Source organism: Rhizobium hidalgonense, assembly GCF_005862185.2.
Taxonomy (GTDB): Bacteria; Pseudomonadota; Alphaproteobacteria; order Rhizobiales; family Rhizobiaceae; genus Rhizobium; species Rhizobium hidalgonense.
In genome coordinates this window covers 622,775-643,595 of record NZ_CP054027.1, presented here as the reverse complement: position 1 = coordinate 643,595, position 20,821 = coordinate 622,775, and the positions used below count along the sequence as shown (strand labels likewise).

The window sequence follows — 20,821 nt, the reverse complement described above, 5'->3', positions numbered from 1 at the left end:
AGATCTGACGATGAATAATGTTTCCAAGCCGGTTATCCCCTCTCCCGCCCCGCGCAGCTCGAAGCCGGAAATTCTCGCCGAAGAAATCATCGAACGCCTGACCTACCGCATCGGCAAGGACGCCAAGGTGGCAAAGCCGCACGACTGGCTGACGGCAACGATCCTGGTGGTCCGCGACCGCATCATCGACAGGTGGATGGCCTCCACCCGCGAGGTTTATGCAACTGGCGCCAAGCGCGTCTATTATCTGTCTCTCGAATTCCTGATCGGCCGCCTGATGCGCGATGCCGTCTCGAACCTCGGCCTGATGGAGGAGGTGCGCGATGCACTCGCCTCTCTCGGCGTCGACGTCAACGTCATTGCCGGCCTGGAGCCGGATGCCGCACTCGGTAATGGCGGCCTCGGCCGTCTGGCGGCCTGTTTCATGGAGAGCATGGCGACGGTTGACGTCCCCGCCTATGGTTACGGCATCCGCTATGTGCACGGCCTCTTCCGCCAGCAGCTGGCCGATGGCTGGCAGGTCGAACTGCCGGAAAACTGGCTCGCCCACGGCAATCCCTGGGAGTTCGAACGCCGCGAGAGTTCCTATGAAATCGGCTTCGGCGGCGCCGTCGAATTCGTCACCACCCATGACGATCAGCCGCGCTACGTCTGGAAGCCGGCCGAACGCGTCATTGCCGCCGCCTTCGACACGCCGGCCGTCGGCTGGCGTGGCAAGCGCGTCAACACGCTGCGTCTCTGGTCGGCGCAGCCGATCGATCCGATCCTGCTCGATGCCTTCAATGCCGGCGATCACATTGGGGCGCTGCGCGAAAGCAACAAGGCCGAAAGCCTGACCCGGGTCCTCTATCCTGCCGACGCCACCCCGGCCGGCCAGGAACTGCGCCTGCGCCAGGAATTCTTCTTCTCGTCGGCCTCTCTGCAGGACATCCTGCGCCGTCATTTGCAGCAATATGACGATTTCACCTCGCTGCCGGACAAGGTGGCGATCCAGCTGAACGATACCCATCCCGCCGTCTCGGTCGCCGAACTGGTGCGTCTGCTCTGTGACGTGCACGGGATGGATTTCGAGCAGGCCTGGGACATCACCCGCCGAACCTTCTCCTATACCAACCACACGCTCCTGCCGGAAGCCTTGGAAAGCTGGCCGGTGCCGCTGTTCGAGCGACTGCTGCCGCGCCACATGCAGATCGTCTACGCGATCAACGCCAAGATCCTGATCGATGCCCGTAAGGGCAAGAACTTCTCCGACGGCGAAATCCGCTCGATCTCGCTGATCGAGGAAAGCGGCGACCGCCGCGTGCGCATGGGCAACCTCGCCTTCGTCGGCTCGCACTCGATCAACGGCGTCTCGGCGCTACATACGGACCTGATGAAGGTCACGGTCTTTGCTGATCTGCACAAGCTCTATCCCGACCGCATCAACAACAAGACCAACGGCATCACGCCGCGCCGCTGGCTGCAGCAGTGCAATCCCGGCCTCACTGGCCTGATCCGTGAAGCGATCGGCGACGAATTCCTCGACGATGCCGAGAAGCTGACGCCGCTCGACAAGTTCGCCTCCGATCCGACCTTCCAGCAGAAGTTCGCCGCCGTGAAGCGCGCCAACAAGGTGGCACTTTCCAATCTCGTCGCCAGCCGCATGGGCGTGAAGCTCGATCCGTCGGCGATGTTCGATATCCAGATCAAGCGCATCCACGAATATAAGCGCCAGCTGCTGAACATCATCGAAGCCGTCGCCCTCTACGACCAGATCCGCTCGCATCCCGAGCTTGACTGGGTGCCGCGCGTCAAACTCTTCGCCGGCAAGGCGGCGCCGAGTTATTACAATGCCAAGCTGATCATCAAGCTGATCAACGACGTCGCCCGCACCATCAACAACGACCCGTCGGTGCGCGGGTTGCTGAAGGTCGTCTTCGTGCCGAACTACAATGTCTCGCTTGCCGAGGTCATGGTTCCGGCCGCCGACCTCTCCGAGCAGATCTCGACCGCCGGTATGGAAGCATCCGGCACCGGCAACATGAAGTTCGGCCTCAACGGTGCGCTGACCATCGGCACGCTCGATGGCGCCAATGTCGAGATGCGCGACAATGTCGGCGAAGACAACATCGTCATCTTCGGCCTCAAGGCCGACGAGGTCTCGAAGGTCCGCAGCGATGGCCACAATCCCCGCGCCATCATCGAGGGATCGCGCGAACTCGCCCAGGCGCTCTCAGCCATCGGCTCCGGCGTCTTCTCGCCCGATGACCGCAACCGTTACACGGCGCTGATCGACGGCATCTATTCGCACGACTGGTTCATGGTCGCAGCCGACTTCGACGCCTATGCCCAGGCCCAGCGCGAAGTCGATCAGATCTGGACCAACCAGTCCGCCTGGTACACCAAGACGATCAACAACACGGCACGGATGGGCTGGTTTTCGTCCGACCGTACGATCAGGCAATATGCCGACGAAATCTGGAGAGCCGGATGAAAACGCCGAAAAACGTCCCTGAAGTAAAGCTTTCCTGGGAAATTTCGGCAGATGAAATCGCGGCGATCCTTGCCGGCTCGCATTCCAATCCCTTTGCCGTCCTAGGGGTGCACCAGGCAGGCGACGCCTTCGTCGCCCGGTGTTTCATCCCGGGCGCAGAGGAAGTGACCGCCATGGCGCTCGACGGCAGCGTCGTCGGCGAACTGAACCAGCTCCATGCCGACGGCTTTTTCGCCGGCCCGGTTTCCCTGACCAAGCTGCAGCCGGTGCGATACCGCGCCCGGCGCGGCGATGCCGAATGGGCGGTCACCGATCCTTACAGCTTCGGTCCGGTGCTCGGGCCGATGGACGATTATTTTGCCCGCCAGGGCTCGCACCTGCGGCTGTTCGACAAGATGGGCGCCCACCTCATCAAGCATGATGGCGCCCAGGGCATCCATTTCGCCGTCTGGGCCCCGAATGCGCAGCGCGTTTCGGTCGTCGGCGATTTCAACAATTGGGACGGCCGCCGCCACGTCATGCGCTTCCGCTCCGATAGCGGCATCTGGGAAATCTTTGCCCCTGACGTGCCGATCGGCGTCGCCTACAAATTCGAGATCCGCGGCCAGGACGGCGTGCTGCTGCCGCTGAAGGCCGACCCCTTCGCCCGCCGCAGCGAGCTCCGGCCGAAAACCGCCTCGATCACCGCCGCCGATCTGGAGCAGGAGTGGGAAGACGAAGCCCACCTGAAGCACTGGCGCGAAACCGACAAGCGCCGCCAACCGATCTCGATCTACGAGGTGCATGCCGCCTCGTGGCAGCGCCGGCAGGACGGCACGATGCTGTCCTGGGATGAGCTTGCCTCCAGCCTCATCCCCTATTGCGCCGACATGGGTTTCACCCATATCGAATTCCTGCCGATCACCGAGCATCCCTATGACCCCTCCTGGGGCTACCAGACGACAGGCCTCTATGCGCCGACAGCCCGTTTCGGCGAGCCGGAGGGTTTTGCCCGTTTTGTCAACGGCTGCCACAAGGTCGGCATCGGCGTCATCCTCGACTGGGTACCGGCGCATTTCCCGACCGACGAGCACGGCCTCGGCTGGTTCGACGGCACGGCGCTCTATGAGCACGAAGACCCGCGCAAGGGCTTCCACCCCGACTGGAGCACAGCGATCTACAATTTCGGCCGCACCGAGGTCGTTTCCTACCTCGTCAACAATGCGCTCTATTGGGCCGAGAAATTCCATCTCGACGGCCTGCGCGTCGATGCCGTCGCCTCCATGCTCTACCTCGATTATTCCCGCAAGCACGGCGAATGGATCCCGAACGAATATGGCGGCAACGAAAACCTCGAAGCCGTCCGCTTCCTGCAGGATCTTAACACCCGCATCTACGGCCAGCATTCCAACGTCATGACCATCGCCGAGGAATCGACTTCCTGGCCGAAGGTCTCCCAGCCCGTGCATGAAGGCGGCCTCGGTTTCGGCTTCAAGTGGAACATGGGCTTCATGCACGACACGCTGAGCTACATGAGCCGCGATCCGATATATCGCGGGCACCATCACAACGAGCTGACCTTCGGCCTGCTCTACGCCTATTCGGAAAATTTCGTCCTGCCGCTCTCGCATGACGAGGTCGTCCATGGCAAAGGCTCGCTGATCGCCAAGATGCCGGGCGACGACTGGCAGAAATTCGCCAATCTGCGCGCTTACTACGCCTATATGTGGGGCTATCCCGGCAAGAAGCTGCTGTTCATGGGCCAGGAATTCGCCCAGTGGAGCGAGTGGAGCGAGGCGAAGTCGCTCGACTGGAACCTGCTTCAATATCGCATGCACGAGGGCATAAGGCGCCTGGTGCGCGACCTCAATTTCACCTATCGCAGCAAGCCGGCCTTGCATGAGCGAGACTGCGAGGGCGAAGGTTTCGAATGGCTGGTCGCCGACGACCACCAGAATTCGGTCTTTGCCTGGCTGCGCAAGGCGCCGGGCCAGAAGCCGGTCGCCGTCATCACCAATTTCACCCCCGTCTATCGCGAGAACTATACGATCCGCCTGCCGTCCGCAGGCCGCTGGCGGGAAATCCTGAACACCGATGCCGACATCTACGGCGGCAGCGGCAAGGGCAATGGCGGGCGCGTGCAGGCCGTCGATGCCGGCGGCGACATCACCTGCTCGATCACCTTGCCGCCCTTGGCGACAATCATGCTTGAACCTGAAAATTAGTGACTGGTGGGAGGAGAAAATGGTAGAAAAGCGTGTTCAGCCACTTGCCCGCGATGCAATGGCTTATGTTCTGGCAGGCGGCAGGGGGAGCCGTCTCAAGGAACTCACCGACCGGCGTGCCAAGCCCGCCGTCTATTTCGGCGGCAAGGCTCGCATCATCGATTTCGCCTTGTCTAACGCCCTGAATTCAGGCATCCGCCGCATCGGCGTTGCCACGCAATACAAGGCGCATTCGCTGATCCGCCACATGCAGCGCGGCTGGAACTTCTTCCGCCCTGAGCGCAACGAGAGTTTCGACATCCTGCCGGCCAGCCAGCGCGTCTCGGAAACGCAGTGGTATGAAGGCACCGCCGACGCCGTCTATCAGAACATCGACATCATCGAGGATTATGGTGTCGAATACATGGTCATTCTCGCCGGCGACCACGTCTACAAGATGGACTATGAATGGATGCTGCAGCAGCACGTCGATTCCGGCGCCGACGTCACCATCGGCTGCCTGGAAGTGCCCCGCATGGAGGCGGTGGGCTTCGGCGTCATGCATGTCAACGACAAGGACGAGATCATCGCCTTCGTCGAGAAGCCGGCCGATCCGCCGCCCATTCCCGACAAGCCGGATTTCGCCCTCGCCTCGATGGGCATCTACGTCTTCCACACCAAGTTCCTGCTCGATGCCCTGCGCCGCGACGCCGCCGACCCGACGTCGAGCCGCGACTTCGGCAAGGACATCATCCCCTATATCGTCGAGCACGGTAAGGCGGTCGCCCACCGATTCGCCAAGTCCTGCGTCCGCTCCGATTTCGAGCACGAGCCCTACTGGCGCGACGTCGGCACGATCGACGCCTATTGGCAGGCCAATATCGACCTGACGGCGATCGTCCCGGAGCTCGATATCTACGACAAGTCCTGGCCGATCTGGACCTATGCCGAGATCACTCCGCCGGCGAAATTCGTCCATGACGACGAGGACCGCCGCGGCTCCGCCACGTCCTCCGTCGTGTCGGGCGACTGCATCATCTCAGGCGCCAGCCTCAACAACAGCCTGCTCTTCACCGGCGTCAGGGCCAACTCCTTCTCCAAATTGGAAGGCGCGGTCATCCTGCCGAACGTCAAGATCGGGCGACGGGCGCAGCTCAAGAATGTGGTGATCGATCATGGTGTCGTCATTCCGGAAGGCTTGGTCGTCGGCGAGGACCCCAAACTCGACGCCAAGCGCTTCCGGCGGACGGAAAGCGGCATCTGCCTGATCACGCAACCGATGATCGACAAGCTGGATATCTGACTTATGAAAGTTCTTTCGGTTTCATCCGAAGTCTTCCCTTTGATCAAGACAGGGGGCCTGGCCGATGTGTCAGGCGCCCTGCCGATTGCTCTAAACGCCTTTGGGGTCGAGACCAAGACCCTACTGCCCGGCTATCCCGCCGTCATGAAGGTGATTCGCGATCCGGTCGCCAGGCTCGAATTCCCCGACCTGCTCGGCGAGCCGGCGACAGTGCTAGAGGTTGAGCACGAGGGCATCGATCTGCTTATCCTCGATGCGCCGGCCTATTACGACAGGCCGGGCGGCCCCTATGTTGATCCGCTCGGCAAGGACTATCCTGACAACTGGCGGCGTTTTGCCGCCCTGTCGCTCGCCGCCTCCGAGATCGCCGCCGGACTGCTGCCCGGCTGGCGGCCGGATCTTGTCCACACCCACGATTGGCAGGCGGCGCTGACCTCGGTCTATATGCGCTACTATCCGACGCCGGAACTGCCGAGCGTGCTGACTATCCACAACATCGCCTTCCAGGGCCAGTTCGGTTCCGAGATCTTTCCCGGCCTGCGGCTGCCCGCCCATGCCTTCGCCACCGACAGCATCGAATATTACGGTACGGTCGGTTACCTCAAGGGTGGCCTGCAGACCGCTCACGCGATCACCACGGTCAGCCCGACCTATGCCGACGAGATTCTGACCCCGGAATTCGGCATGGGGCTCGAGGGCGTCATCGCCAGCCGCATCGACAATCTGCACGGCATCGTCAACGGCATCGACACCGATATCTGGAACCCGGCGACCGATCCCGTCGTCCACACCCATTATGGCCCGACGACGCTGAAGAACCGCGAGGAGAACCGCCGTTCGATCGCCGAATTTTTCCATCTCGACAATGACGACGCCCCGATCTTCTGCGTCATCAGCCGTCTCACCTGGCAGAAGGGCATGGACATCGTCGCCAATGTCGCCGACGAAATCGTCGCCATGGGCGGCAAACTCGTCGTGCTCGGCTCCGGCGAAGCCGCACTCGAAGGCGCACTGCTTGCCTCCGCCAGCCGCCATCCCGGCCGCATCGGCGTCTCGATCGGTTATAACGAGCCGATGTCGCACCTGATGCAGGCCGGCTGCGACGCGATCATCATCCCGTCGCGTTTCGAACCCTGCGGCCTGACGCAGCTTTACGGCCTGCGTTACGGCTGCGTCCCGATCGTCGCCCGCACCGGCGGGTTGAACGACACCGTGATCGATGCCAATCACGCCGCACTTGCAGCGAAAGTGGCAACCGGCATACAATTCTCACCCGTGACGGAAACGGGCATGCTACAGGCAATCCGCCGTGCGATGCATTTTTACGCGGACCGAAAACTCTGGACCCAATTGCAAAAGCAAGGCATGAAATCGGATGTCTCCTGGGAGAAGAGCGCCGAACGCTACGCTGCCCTCTATTCAAGCCTCGTCTCGAAAGGCATGTGAACTAAATGAACAAGTCCGTACCCACCACGCCCTATCTGGACCAGAAACCCGGCACATCGGGACTGCGCAAGAAGGTTCCGGTCTTCCAGCAGCCGAACTATGCGGAGAACTTCATCCAGTCGATCTTCGATTCGCTGGAAGGCTATCAGGGCAAGTGCCTCGTCATCGGCGGCGACGGACGCTACTACAATCGCGAAGTCATCCAGAAGGCGATCAAGATGGCCGCCGCCAACGGCTTCGGCAAGGTCATGGTCGGCAAGGGCGGCATCCTGTCGACGCCGGCCGCGTCCCACATCATCCGCAAGTACAAGGCCTTCGGCGGCATCATCCTGTCGGCCAGCCACAATCCCGGCGGTCCGACAGAAGACTTCGGCATCAAATACAACATCAACAATGGCGGCCCGGCGCCGGAAAAGATCACCGACGCGATGTATGCGCGCTCGAAGACGATCGACAGCTACAAGATCGCCGATTTCGCCGATGTCAATCTCGACCGCATCGGCAAGGACGAGCTGCCGGGCGGCATGATACTCTCGGTCATCGACCCGGTCGAGGACTATGCCGCGCTGATGGAAGAGCTGTTCGATTTCGGCGCCATCCGCAACCTGATCAGCCTCGGCTTCCGCATTGCCTTCGACGGGATGAGTGCCGTCACCGGCCCCTATGCCAAGGAAATCTTCGAAAATCGTCTCGGCGCTCCCTTGGGCTCGGTGCGCAACTTCATGCCGCTGCCGGATTTCGGCGGTCATCATCCCGATCCGAACCCGGTTCACTGCAAGGAACTCTTCGATGAGATGATGGGCGACGACGCGCCCGATTTCGGCGCCGCTTCCGACGGCGACGGCGACCGCAATCTGATCATCGGCCGCGGCATCTTCGTCACCCCTTCCGACAGCCTGGCGATCCTTGCCGCCAACGCCAATCTCGCTCCCGGCTATTCCGGCGGCCTTGCCGGCATCGCCCGCTCGATGCCGACATCGGGTGCCGCCGACCGTGTCGCCGAAAAGCGCGGCATCGGCATGTACGAAACACCGACCGGCTGGAAATTTTTCGGCAATCTGCTCGACGCCGGCATGGCGACGATCTGCGGTGAGGAAAGCTCCGGCACCGGCTCCAGTCATGTCCGCGAAAAGGACGGCCTCTGGGCGGTGCTGCTCTGGCTGAACATTCTTGCCGTGCGCGGCGAGAGCGTCGCTGATATCGTCACCCAGCACTGGCAGACCTACGGCCGCAACTATTATTCACGCCATGATTACGAAGGCCTCGACACCGATGCGGCGAACGGCCTGGTGGACAATCTCCGCAGCCAGCTTTCCACCTTGCCCGGCAAGAACTTCGGCAGCCTGACGGTCGAAAAGGCCGACGACTTCGCCTATCACGATCCGATCGACAAATCGGTGAGCGAGCATCAGGGTGTGCGCGTGCTCTTTGCGGGCGGCTCCCGCGTCGTCTTCCGCCTGTCCGGCACCGGCACGTCTGGCGCAACCTTGCGCGTCTATATCGAGCGCTACGAGCCGGATTCGACTCGCCACAACATCGAAACGCAGGAAGCGCTCGCCGATCTGATCGCCGCCGCCGAAAGCATTGCCAGCATTCGTGAACGCACGGGACGCGATGCGCCAACCGTGATCACCTGATCCGGGGGGAACATGCGGGGAGAGAGTTCGGCGCAAAGCGGCGCGATCGTCTTCGAGACCGGCGTCGAATTTGCCGTCTGGTCGCATCATGCCGCACAGATCGAACTCTGCCTCTTCGAGGATGACGGCAACAGGGAATTTGCCCGCCTGCCGATGGCGCGCGACAGCAATCACGTCCACCGTCTTTTTGTCGACGGACTGAAGCAGGGCGCGCGCTACGGCTATCGTGCCGACGGCATTTACGCCCCCGACAACGGTCTCTGGTACGATCCCTCCAAGCTGCTGATCGATCCCTATGCCAAGGAGATCGATAGGCCGTTCCGCTACGATCCCCGCCTCGGCATCTATGGCGAGGACAGCCAGGATCTGATGCCGAAGGCGATCGTCACTGCCGATACGCGCGCCGAAATCCGCAAGCCGCTCTTCAAACCGGGCGGCTTCATTTATGAGGTGGCGGTGCGGCCCTTCACCATCCTCCATCCCGATGTACCGGAGGCTGAGCGCGGCACGATCGCCGCTCTTGCCCATCCCTCCGTTATCGCACATCTCAAGCGGATCGGTGTCGACGCCGTCGAACTGATGCCGATCACCGCCTGGATCGACGAACGCCATCTGCCGCCGCTCGGCCTGACCAACGGCTGGGGCTACAATCCCGTCGCCTTCATGGCGCTCGATCCGCGGCTGGCGCCGGGCGGCATGACGGAACTGCGCCAAACGGTCGCGGCCCTCCATGCCGAAGGCATCGCCGTCATCCTCGATCTCGTCTTCAATCATACCGGTGAGAGCGACCGTTACGGGACGACGCTGTCGCTGCGCGGCCTCGACAACCTGCATTATTATCGCCACACCCAGAATATGCCGGGCGAACTCGTCAATGACACCGGCACCGGCAACACGCTCGCCTGCGATCATCCCGAGGTGCGACGCCTCATCATCGACAGCCTACGCCATTTCGTGCTCAACGCCGGCGTCGACGGCTTTCGCTTCGATCTCGCCCCAGTGCTCGGCCGCACCGCGACAGGCTTCGAACGCGACGGCGGAACGCTGGCCGCAATCCTCGCCGACACTGTGCTTGCCGACCGGATCATGATCGCCGAACCCTGGGATATCGGCCCGGGCGGTTACCAGCTCGGCAATTTCCCCAGCTCTTTCCTCGAATGGAACGACCGGCTTCGCGACGATCTGCGCTGTTACTGGCGCGGCGACGATTGGAAGACCGGGGCGCTCGCCACCGCACTTGCCGGCTCCTCCGACATCTTCTCCCGCAATGACGGCAAAGGCACGCGCAGCGTCAATTTCCTCGCTGCCCATGACGGCTTCACGCTGACCGATCTCGTCTCCTACGCCGGCAAGCACAATGACCCCAATGGCGAGCATAATCGTGACGGTCACAACGAGAACCACTCCTGGAACAACGGCATCGAAGGGGAAACCGTCTATCCCTCGATCCGCAAGCGCCGCCGGGACGATGTGATGGCGCTGCTATCGACACTCTTTGCCACCCGCGGCAGCATTATGCTGACGGCAGGCGACGAGGGCGGCCGCGGCCAGCACGGCAACAACAACGCCTATTGCCAGGATAATGAGATCACCTGGCTGGACTGGAAGGCGCTGAACGAGGATCTCGTCGCCCATACCGCCTTCGTCGCCGGGCTGCGCCGCCGCTTCACGGTCTTTTCCGAAACAGGCTTCCTGTCAGGAAACGGCGATGTCGAATGGATCTCGCGCTCCGGCGAGCCGATGACCGTTTCCGAATGGGAGACGCCGTGGCTTTCGACCCTCGGCATGCTGCTTTCGACCGGTGACCGCTCCGCGCGCGGCAGGCAGACCCGGCTTGCCGTGCTCTTCAACCGTTCCGGCGACCGCCAATTTTTCACGCTCCCGTCCGGAACCGAACCGGCTTGGCGTCAATTGACACCGGATGGAGCCAAGAAGCCCGGCGACCGCGTCACCCTCGAGCCACGCTCCGTCGCCTTTTTCGTCGAAAAGTGACCACCTCTCCTCGCTTGCGCAAATCCTTGTCGCAATCGCCATAAATGCACGATAAGGCTTTGGCCGGCGGCCTATTTCACGAGGAATTCATGGTCACGGAAATTTCACTCTCCGACGTGCGGGGACTGATCGGCATGGAAACAGGCCTTTCGGACTGGATCACCGTCGACCAGACGATGATCGACGCTTTTGCAGGGGCGACCGACGACCATCAGTTCATTCATGTCGATCCCGAGCGCGCGGCGGCCGAGAGCCCCTTCGGCGGCACCATCGCCCATGGCTTCCTGACGCTGTCTCTGCTGACGAGGATGAACTACAACTGCTTGCCGAAAGTGCACGAGCAGACCATGGGCATCAATTACGGTTTCGATCGCGTCCGCTTCATGACGCCGGTGAAAAGCGGCGCCCGCGTCCGCGGCCGTTTCCTGCTCTCCGACGCCCGCTTCCGCGGCGGCGGCATGCTGATGACCACCTATGACGTCTCGATCGAGATCGAAAACGAGAAGAAGCCGGCCCTGACGGCAAGATGGATCACCATCATTCAATTCGACCCGAAGGATCGTCCCGAGGACGTTTAAGCAGAACGGCGCTTTTGTTCAGATAGCCGAATTGATGACGGCTTCGAGTGCGTGTCCGTCCGGATCCATCACGAACGCCGCATAATAATGTTCGCCGTAGTGAGGGCGTAAGCCTGGACCACCATTGTCACCGCCACCATGAGCGATTGCTGCTGCGTGAAATCGATCGACCGCCTGGCGGCTAGGAGCGGCAAAGGCCAGATGAAATCCCGGACCCGGCGGGCGCTGGCCATCCGGGCGATGTTTGATCGCCAGCTTGTCACCGCCACCGGGAAGGCCGTAGCCGATCGCCTGTCCCGTCTGCCCCGGCCTGATGTCATCCCACACCCTGACATAACCGAGCGCGGCAAGGGCGGCATCGTAAAATGCCGCCGACCGCTCGATATCGGAAACGCCGAGGGAAGCATGGTGCAGCATTTATCTATCCCTGAACAACCGTCTACGCAGCCAGCATTGGCCCGGCCTCAGTGCCCAGCGTCATGAGCCGCCTCGTTCAGCAGCCCGAAGACGAAATCGGAAAACGACCGCCAGCACTCCACCCGGAACGTGTCTTCGTCAGTGCGCAAAAGCACGATTTCTGCCTTGCCGAGGATCGTGCGCGACGCGGCTCCGACCGGAAACGAAGACAAGGACAGATCCTGCGGGCAGCCGCCGGCAAGCGTCTTTTCCGCGCCCGGTCCGGAGACGATGATCGCGAGATTGCGGTGAGAAACGTCGGTCGCCGAATGCACGGCACCCGCGCCAGAAAGCACCGTCATCAGATCGGCACCGTCCTCGTCGATAACAAGCCATTCGTCCGGCCCGATCCAGAGCACCGATCGCGCACCAGATCGGCTCGATGTCTTCGGGGCCGTCGGCACGGACAAGCCAAGAGCAGCGGAAAGCGCAGCCAGCGATGCCGCCGGCGCGCGCAGCGCCACCCTGCTTGCGACCGGTGCGATCGTCAGGCGTACCGTTGCGGAGCCACCGAAACGGCCGGCAAGCACCGGCTTGCGAATTGCGACATCAGCCATGGATGCGGCCCCCTTCCTTGTCAAAGAATACCAGATCCGTCACTTCGACGGCGATCGTCCGGTCCGCCATCGGCACATAGAGCGTCTCGCCCATCCGCGCCCGGCCGCCGGCGATAAGCGCGAAGGCGATCGATCGGCCGCAATTTTCCGACCAGTAGGCCGATGTGACGTGACCGAGCATGGTCATCGGCTTCGGCTCGTTCGGGTTCGCAACCACCTGCGCGCCTTCTTCGAGCACCAGCTTCGGATCCTGGGTGACGAGGCCGACGAGCTGCTTGCGCCCTTCTTTGACCAGGTCCGGGCGCTGCAGACCGCGAATCCCGACGAAGTCCTTCTTTTTCTTCGAAACCGCCCAGGCAACTCCCGCGTCATCGGGAGTGACGGTCCCGTCGGTATCCTGGCCGACGATGATGTAACCCTTCTCGGCGCGGAGCACGTGCATCGTCTCGGTGCCGTAGACGCAGGCGCCGAGTGGCTCGGCATTGGCCCAGACCGCTTCGAGCACCAACTGGCCGTAATCGGCAGGCACGTTGATTTCAAAGCCGGTTTCGCCGGTGAAGGAGACGCGGAAGAGTCGCGCCGGCACGCCGCAGACCGTGCACTCGGCAACGCTCATATGCGGGAAGGCCTCGTTCGACAGATCGAGCCCTTCGACCAGCGGCGCGACGATGTCGCGCGCCTTCGGCCCTTGCACGGCAATCACCGCCCATTGCTCGGTCACCGAGGTCAACCATACCTTCAGATCCGGGAATTCCGTCTGCAGGTAATCTTCCATGTGATGGAGAACGCGCGGCGCGCCGCCGGTCGTCGTCGTCACATGGAAACGGTCGTCCGCCAGGCGCCCGACGACGCCGTCGTCATAAACGAAGCCGTCCTCGCGGGTCATGATGCCGTAACGGGCCTTGCCCGGCTTCAGCGTGTCCCAGGCATTGGTGTAGATAAGGTTGAGGAACTTTGCCGCATCCGGTCCCACCACCTCGATCTTGCCGAGCGTCGAAGCGTCGAAGATGCCCGCCGCCTCGCGTGCGGTCCGGCATTCGCGGGCAACCGCCTGATGCATGGTCTCGCCCGCGCGCGGATAGAACCAGGCACGTTTCCAGTTGCCCACATCCTCGAAGACCGCGCCATGGGCCTCTTCCCAGGCGTGCAGCGGCGTCTTGCGCGTCGGATCGAACAGCTCTCCGCGCGAATGGCCGACCAGCGTGCCGTAAGTGACAGGCGTATAGGGTGCACGGAACGTGGTGAGCCCGACCTGCGGTATTTCCTTGCCGAGCATTTCGGCGGCGATCGCCAGCCCGTGCATGTTGGAAAGCTTGCCCTGGTCCGATGCCATGCCGTTGGTCGTGAAGCGCTTGATGTGCTCGATCGAATGCATGCCCTCGCGCACGGCAAGGCGGATATCCTTGGCGCAGACGTCGTGCTGGAAATCGATGAAGGCCTTGGCGTTGGTCTTCGGGCCCGCACCTTCGGCGGCGCCGATCATGCCACCCGTCCACTCATAGGCCTGCTCCGCCGAGAGCGCGATTTTCTCGCCGCCGCTTTTGCCGGCGGCCTGCGCCATCAGCTCACCCGCAGCAAGCGATTCCTCGATCGTCCGCTGCAGATCGTCGGTGCCGTTGCAGGCGCCGACAGAGAGGCAGTCCTGTGCATAGTTGCCGGGCAGGAAACGCTGGCTTTCGGCATCGAAGGCCACTTTGCCGCGCGACTGTGAGAAGAGATGCACGGACGGCGTCCAGCCGGCCGAAACCAGCAGCGCATCAACCGCAATCTTGCGCGGCGAACCGCCGCCATTGCGCGCCACCGTCATCGACGAGATGCGCAGACGCCCGGCCGTATTGACGACCGACTGGCCTGTGAGGACATCGATGCCGAGCGCCCGCGCCTCTTCCAGCACCGCCGCTCCCGGCGCCTGCCTGCAATCGACGATGGCGGCGATCGAAACACCGGCTCGTTTCAGATCGAAAGCCGCCTCATAGGCCGAATCATGCGCCGTGTAGACGCCAACCTTGGTCCCGACCGCGACGCCGTAATGATTGAGATACATCCGCCCTGCCGAGGCGAGCATGATGCCCGGCCGGTCGTTGTTCGGAAATACCATGTGGCGTTCGATCGCGCCATTGGCGAGGATCACCCGCTTGGCCCGCACCTGCCACAGCCGCTCGCGCGGCAGATCGTGGGAAGGCTTGGCGATATGGTCGGTGACGCGCTCGGCGAGACCGACGAAATTGTGGTTGTAGTAACCGAACGCTGTCGTGCGCACCAGCACCTCGACATTGTCCATCGCCTTCAGCCGCGCCACGGCTTTCTGTGCCCAGGCATAACCGTCCTGACCGTCGATCTTCACGCCGGCATCGTAGCGCAATGCGCCGCCGACTTCCGCCTGCTCATCGCAGAGGATCACCTTCGCGCCGGTCTGGGCCGCGGCCAGCGCCGCCGAAAGCCCGGCAACACCGGCGCCGACCACCAGCACGTCGCAATGGGCGTAGCGGCTGGCATAATGGTCGGGATCCTCCTCCGTCGGCGCAACGCCGAGACCGGCAGCGCGACGGATGATCGGTTCGTAGACGCTTTTCCAGGCGGCGCGCGGCCACATGAAGGTCTTGTAGTAGAAACCGGCGGCGAAGAACGGCGACAACAGATTGTTGACCGCGCCGACATCGAAGGCAAGCGACGGCCAACGGTTCTGCGAGTTGACGATCATGCCATCGAAGACTTCCTGCACCGTGGCGCGCACATTCGGCTGCTTGCGCGCCGTATCGCGGGCGACGTCGATCAGCGCATTCGGCTCCTCGGCCCCTGCCGACAAAATGCCGCGGGCTCGGTGGTATTTGAACGAACGGCCGACCAGATGCACGCCGTGGGCGATCAGCGCCGAGGCCACGGTATCGCCTTCGCGGGCCGTATAGCTCTTGCCGTCGAAGCTGAAGCGCGCGGTTTTGGCCGGCGTCAGGCGCCCCTTGCCGACGATACGGTTCACGCCGCTCATTGCGCCTCTCCTTCCACAGCTTCATATGTCTCGACAGGCCCATGCTGCTGGGCCGCCGCACCGATCTGAGGCCTCGGCTCACCCGCCTTGTAGGTCACGATGAACTTGTCGGTCACCGTATCGCGCGCCGCGTTGAAGAAGCGCCCGCAGCCGTGAATATGCCGCCAGCGCTCGAAGATCAGGCCCTTCGGATTGTCGCGCAGAAAGAAATAGGCCTCGAATTCCTCGTCCGAGATCGAGGCGATGTCGGCGGGCCGCACGATATGCGCGTCACCCGCGCCACGGAATTCAAGCTCGGAGCGCTCTTCCTGGCAGTAGGGGCAATGGATCAGCAGCATGTGGAATTTCCTTGGGGAAAAGGGGAGACCAGCGGTGCGGCGCCCCACAAAATCTCGGTCACAGCATTCATCATCAGTGCGCCACCGCCGCAGCCGCCGCCTCGTCGATCAATCGGCCGCTGCGGAAACGCTCCAGCGTCAGCCCGGCATTGAACTTGTGCGGCTCGTCGCGGGCAATCAGATGCGCGAAGAGATTGGCCGAGCCCGGCGTCGCCTTGAAACCGCCGGTGCCCCAGCCGCAATTGACGTAGAGCCCGGGAACCGGCGTCTTCGACTGGATCGCCGAACGATCCGGCGTATTGTCGACGATGCCACCCCATTGCCGCATCATCTTGACGCGCCGGAACATCGGGAAGAGTTCGCAGATGGCGTCGAGCGTGTGCGTGATGATCTGCAGCCCGCCGGTCTGGGAGTAGGAATTATACTGGTCCGTGCCGGCGCCGATGACGAGTTCTCCCTTGTCGGACTGGGAGATATAGGCATGCACCGTGTTCGACATGACCACGCACGGGAAGATCGGCTTCAGCGGTTCGGAGACCAGCGCCTGCAGCGGACTCGATTGCAGCGGCACGCGCACATCGGCCATCTTCATGATCGTCGTCGTATGGCCGGCGGCCGACACGGCGACCTTTTTTGCGCCGATGAAGCCACGCGACGTCTCGACTCCGGTCACCCGTCCGTCGGGACCGCGGCGGATACCGGTCACTTCGCAATTCTGGATAATATGCACACCGCGGTCCGAGGCTGCGCGCGCATAACCCCAGGCAACCGCATCGTGCCGGGCCGTGCCGCCGCGACGCTGCAGCGCCGCACCGTTGATCGGGTAGCGGGCGCTGGCCGAGATGTCGAGTGGCGGGCAATAAGCCTTGGCCTGCTCCGGCGTCAGCCATTCATTGTCGATGCCGTAGAGCCGGTTGGCATGGATATGCCGCTTGAACGACTGCTGGTCGTGAATATTGTGCGAGAGCATCATCACGCCGCGCGGCGAATACATCACATTGTAGTTGAGCTCCTGCGAAAGCCCTTCCCAGAGCTTCATCGAATGCTCGTAAATGTGCATGCTCTCTTCATAGAGATAATTCGAGCGGATGATGGTGGTGTTGCGGCCGGTATTGCCGCCGCCGAGCCAGCCTTTCTCGATCACCGCGACATTGGTGATGCCGTGCTCCTTGGCGAGATAGTAGGCAGCACCCAGCCCATGACCGCCGGCGCCGACGATGACAACGTCGTATTCAGCGCGCGGCTCAGGCGAAGTCCACTGCTTCTCCCAGCCCTTATGGCCACGAAGGGCCTCCCTCGCCACGGCAAAAACCGAATATTTCCGCATCCGCCTTCTTCTCCTTTGGGAAAGAGCTGTTCTCCGCGCCCATACAAATCGCAAATCCAAATGCGGCACAACGGCTCTTTTGCGACAGCCTAGCGCTTTGCTTTTGACACTAAGCGACATGATGCCAAAAAGCGGTCGGTTTTCGGGTGACATCCTGCGCTGGTTTCGAAGGCTGTTCGGCAGGAGGAGGCAAGCCCTTTCCTGGGCCGCCGGTCCGCTGCTAGCCCAACTGGGCGAGAAGACAAGCAGTTACTAAAATGTTAATTCACCGGCATGTTCCCGGGGTTCCTGTATCATGTGGGGTCGGCGTTCATTACTCCAGGCACTTTGCCTTGTGATCGCCGGCGCGCAACCGGCACTTACCGCAGAGGCGGTCGGCCAGGCTGTCGTCATTAAGACGGAGGTGACGGGGCAGAGCGGCCCGATCGAAGTCGACACCAGCGTTCATCGCAACGAGCGCATCAAGACATCCCCATCGGGCCTTGGCCAGTTCCTGTTCCGTGACGGCACGAAGCTCGCGGTGGGCTGGGGCTCGTCGGTGGTGATCGACAAATATGTCTTCGATGATTCTCAATCGGTCAAAAAACTCACCATCAGGGCGGCGAAGGGTACGTTCCGCTGGGTGAGCGGCAGTTCCAACTCCTCCGCCTACCAGATCCTGACGCCCGCCGGCACGATCGGCGTGCGCGGCACCGCTTTCGATTTTTACGTCGGCCCTGATGGCACCACCGCCGTCGTCCTGTTGAATGGCGCGGCCCGGTTTTGTGGCCCGGGCGGCTGCCGGCAATTGCAGCAGCGCTGCGACTGCGTGGTGGCGAAGCCGAACGGCAATATGTCGGCCGCACGCCGGGTCGATCCCAGCATTCTCGACACGCTCGGAAATCCCCGCGCCCTTCCCTTCCTCTCCGGCAATCAGCGGCTTGCGGGCGGCATCGGCATGCTCGGCGGCTGCAATATGGCCTCCGTTGCGCCGGAAAGAAAAGACCGAACACGGCCTCCGCCGGCAGTTGCGCCTGCCCCGCAAAGGCAGGATCCGCCACAGAGACAGGCCGAGCCGCAAAAGGAGCGGCCGAACAAGCCCGACAAGCCGCACCATGACAAACCACACCATGACAGGCCGCATCATGACGAACCGGATAGGCCTGACAAGCACGAGGGCCATGGCCGGCATGACGATGACGGCAAGCCGGGAAATCACGGCGAGGATCATCGTGACCACGACCGCGACCATTCTGGACATCGCGATCATGGTCATGACAACGATCGGAACCACGACAGAGGCCGGAATTTCAATCGCGGCCGCTGAAGCCCGTCAGTCTACGGCGCTCTTTTCGACCCTTTCGGGCACTTCGCGGAAATGATCGGTTCTGCCGGATAGGCGCTTGTAGAATTCCGCCAGGCCGCCGGTCACCTGCACCGCCCTCAGTTTGGCCGTACTCATAAGCTTCCGGCTGTTCCTGGAATGCGATTGCAGGGCCTGCATCAACTGCCTGTGAACGACCTCGAGCGCGGCGAATTCCTGGGATGCCGCGACGCGCTCATCGCCGACGACCGCAAGGATCTGGGTCCGGCTGCTCTTCCCCTTGAGCGGGAGCGCACCGGCTTCGATCAGCGCCATTCCCCGCACTGAGCGTGCCGTGCTGTCGGAGATGAGGATATCGAAGCCGACCTCCTTGCAGGACGATTCGATGCGGGCCGCGACGTTGACGGCGTCTCCGACGGCCGAATAGTTGAAGCGGGTCTTGGCGCCCATGTTGCCGACGCAGGCAAGGCCGGTATGGACGCCGATGCCGATCCCGACCTCCTGATCGGCCCCGAAACCGAAGGCGTCGCCGGCGTTCAGTTCGGCGAGTGTCTCGCGCATGGCAAGCGCTGTGCGAACCGCCTTTGTTTGATGATCCGCCACATCGACGGGCGCATTCCAGAACGCCATGATCGAATCGCCGATGAACTTGTCGAGCGTGCCTTCATTGGCCACGACATGGCGGCTCAGCGCATCGAGCAGCGTATTCAGGAAGGCCACCACATCCGTCGGTGCCAGCCGCTCGCTTATCTCGGTGAAGTTCCTGACATCGACGAACATGACCGTCAGCTCGCGGTCGTCTCCGCCAAGACGCAATGCATCGCGGTTATGCTCGATGCGGTGGAGCAGCGATGGAGAAAGATAATGCCCGAAGGCGCGCCGCACTTCGCGCCGCTCTCGGTCGATCACCAGGATCTTGAACGAGGTCGCGGCAAAATGGATGATCGATCCGCTGACGATCGGCGCCAGCGGATCGAGAAGAAGCCCGGCATAAAGAAACGACAGCCAGGAGGCTACGAGCGCCATGGCCGTGATCAGCAAGCCGCAGATCAGCGCGACAGCGGGGCTGACGAAGGTCGTCACCACGACGAGCAGGCATCCGAGCACAGCGATGACAAGGATTTCCAGCCCGTCCGCCCAGTCGGGCCGCGATAGGAAATGACCGGATAGGATCTGCTCGATCGCCTGGGCATGCAGCGAAACGCCGGGAACATTCTCGCCGAGCGCCGTGACGCGGATGTCCTGCAGGCCGGCCGCCGAGGTGCCGACGAAGACGATGCTGCCGTCAATGGCAGCCGCGACCGCGGGAGAAGCCCCTTCGGCCGCAAGCACCTGCCGGGCGGATATGTACCGCTCCGCCCGGTCGGGGCTGACATAGAGCCAGAGTTCGCCCGCCGCTGTCAGCGGCACGACGAATTCGCCGATCTTCACCGATGTCATGATGCCGGCGCGATCGGGCGCGCCCGACAGCACATAGGTCGAAGCCCCCTGCGCGACGCGCAGCGCCTCGATGGCCAGATTTGGATAGAGCTGCTCGCCGTCCGTCAAAAACAGCGGAACCGCCCGCACCACCGGCGAGGGATTGCCGGGGTTGAGGCTGATATGGCCGAGCCCGGCCGCATTCGCCTCCAATTGCGGCCTGAGCGGTGTCGAGGCGCCGAGATAAGGAGGAGCCGAGACGGGGCTTTCGCCCGTGAAGGCGAAACCCGCCTTCACGGGCGGCCGGTAATTGCCCACGTTGGAAAGGCCGAAACCGAGCACGACGGGCTTCTCGGCAATCGCGCCGGCGAATATCTCGTCATTGTCAGGCAGCTTCTCGGCAAGCGAAGGATCGACGCCTGCGACCTCGGCGACAACATTGCGCGGCGACAGCCGGTCGGGCTCGGCGAAAAGAATATCGAAGGCAATGGCCGAAGCGCCCATCGCGGAAAGCCGGTCCACCAGCAGCGCCAGCCGGTCCCGCGGCCAGGGCCATTGGCCGAATTCGCGTAAGGAAGCTTCGTCGATGTCGATTACGCGGACCGGCATCGGCTCGAACGACCTTGGAACCAACCGCTGATATTCATCGAACGTCACGCCGCGGATCAGCTTGAAAATCCCGGGATCGCCGGCCCGAAGGACCGTGAGCAGAGCCACGATCGCCAGGCCGATAACGACACCGATTTGCTGGACGCGCGTCATGATCTCACCGGGTGTCCCCTCCACGGCCGGCAGAACGGCCCGCACCTGTCGGCAAGCTACG

14 protein-coding genes are annotated in these 20,821 nt (G+C 62.6%); 8 read left to right on the top strand and 6 right to left on the bottom strand.

What is annotated here, in order from left to right; translation table 11 throughout:
• Positions 1 to 10 precede the first annotated feature (10 nt).
• The 7 genes from FFM81_RS03015 (at position 11) to FFM81_RS02985 (ending at position 11,612) form a co-directional block, all read left to right on the top strand.
• Entirely contained in the window at positions 11 to 2,473 is a 2,463-nt protein-coding gene (locus FFM81_RS03015) for a glycogen/starch/alpha-glucan phosphorylase (RefSeq protein ID WP_003566565.1), read from the top strand.
• Positions 2,470 to 4,677, top strand: a complete 2,208-nt coding sequence (gene glgB, locus FFM81_RS03010) for a 1,4-alpha-glucan branching protein GlgB (RefSeq protein ID WP_025417057.1) — start codon at positions 2,470 to 2,472, stop codon at positions 4,675 to 4,677. The genes FFM81_RS03015 and glgB overlap by 4 nt, the downstream gene beginning before the upstream one ends.
• 19 nt (positions 4,678 to 4,696) lie before the next feature.
• A complete protein-coding gene (gene glgC, locus FFM81_RS03005; protein WP_003566569.1) occupies positions 4,697 to 5,959 on the top strand; it encodes a glucose-1-phosphate adenylyltransferase in 1,263 nt (420 codons plus the stop codon).
• Positions 5,960 to 5,962: 3 nt separating this feature from the next.
• On the top strand, positions 5,963 to 7,405 hold the full coding sequence (gene glgA, locus FFM81_RS03000; RefSeq protein WP_003566571.1) for a glycogen synthase GlgA: 1,443 nt from the start codon (positions 5,963 to 5,965) through the stop codon (positions 7,403 to 7,405).
• Between the two features lie 5 nt (positions 7,406 to 7,410).
• Positions 7,411 to 9,042, top strand: a complete 1,632-nt coding sequence (locus FFM81_RS02995) for an alpha-D-glucose phosphate-specific phosphoglucomutase (protein WP_003566573.1) — start codon at positions 7,411 to 7,413, stop codon at positions 9,040 to 9,042.
• Between the two features lie 12 nt (positions 9,043 to 9,054).
• Positions 9,055 to 11,034, top strand: coding sequence for a glycogen debranching protein GlgX (gene glgX / locus FFM81_RS02990; RefSeq protein ID WP_138385328.1), 1,980 nt, complete (start codon positions 9,055 to 9,057; stop codon positions 11,032 to 11,034).
• 89 nt (positions 11,035 to 11,123) lie between these two features.
• Positions 11,124 to 11,612: a MaoC family dehydratase gene (locus FFM81_RS02985; protein ID WP_138385327.1), complete on the top strand. Its 489-nt coding sequence runs from the start codon at positions 11,124 to 11,126 to the stop codon at positions 11,610 to 11,612.
• Positions 11,613 to 11,630: 18 nt separating this feature from the next.
• On the opposite strand, the gene FFM81_RS02980 is transcribed toward FFM81_RS02985, so the two are convergent.
• The 5 genes from FFM81_RS02980 to FFM81_RS02960 all read right to left on the bottom strand — a co-directional run bounded on the left by FFM81_RS02980 (position 11,631) and on the right by FFM81_RS02960 (position 17,276).
• Positions 11,631 to 12,029, bottom strand: a complete 399-nt coding sequence (locus tag FFM81_RS02980; RefSeq protein WP_003566578.1) for a VOC family protein — start codon at positions 12,027 to 12,029, stop codon at positions 11,631 to 11,633.
• 47 nt (positions 12,030 to 12,076) lie between these two features.
• A complete protein-coding gene (gene soxG, locus FFM81_RS02975; RefSeq protein ID WP_003566580.1) occupies positions 12,077 to 12,625 on the bottom strand; it encodes a sarcosine oxidase subunit gamma family protein in 549 nt (182 codons plus the stop codon).
• On the bottom strand, positions 12,618 to 15,611 hold the full coding sequence (locus FFM81_RS02970; protein WP_138385326.1) for a sarcosine oxidase subunit alpha: 2,994 nt from the start codon (positions 15,609 to 15,611) through the stop codon (positions 12,618 to 12,620). Before FFM81_RS02970 ends, soxG begins: the two co-directional genes overlap by 8 nt.
• Entirely contained in the window at positions 15,608 to 15,949 is a 342-nt protein-coding gene (locus FFM81_RS02965) for a sarcosine oxidase subunit delta (protein WP_003566584.1), read from the bottom strand. Before FFM81_RS02965 ends, FFM81_RS02970 begins: the two co-directional genes overlap by 4 nt.
• Positions 15,950 to 16,022: 73 nt before the next feature.
• Positions 16,023 to 17,276 (bottom strand): sarcosine oxidase subunit beta family protein, encoded by a 1,254-nt coding sequence (locus tag FFM81_RS02960; protein ID WP_003566586.1) that lies wholly within the window; start codon positions 17,274 to 17,276, stop codon positions 16,023 to 16,025.
• 295 nt (positions 17,277 to 17,571) lie between these two features.
• Here FFM81_RS02960 and FFM81_RS02955 point away from each other — a divergent pair, with 295 nt between their 5' ends.
• Positions 17,572 to 18,582 (top strand): FecR family protein, encoded by a 1,011-nt coding sequence (locus FFM81_RS02955; protein WP_003566587.1) that lies wholly within the window; start codon positions 17,572 to 17,574, stop codon positions 18,580 to 18,582.
• 6 nt (positions 18,583 to 18,588) lie between these two features.
• Here the strand turns inward: FFM81_RS02955 and FFM81_RS02950 are convergent, their stop codons facing one another.
• On the bottom strand, positions 18,589 to 20,760 hold the full coding sequence (locus tag FFM81_RS02950; RefSeq protein ID WP_138385325.1) for a CHASE2 domain-containing protein: 2,172 nt from the start codon (positions 20,758 to 20,760) through the stop codon (positions 18,589 to 18,591).
• Positions 20,761 to 20,821 lie beyond the last annotated feature (61 nt).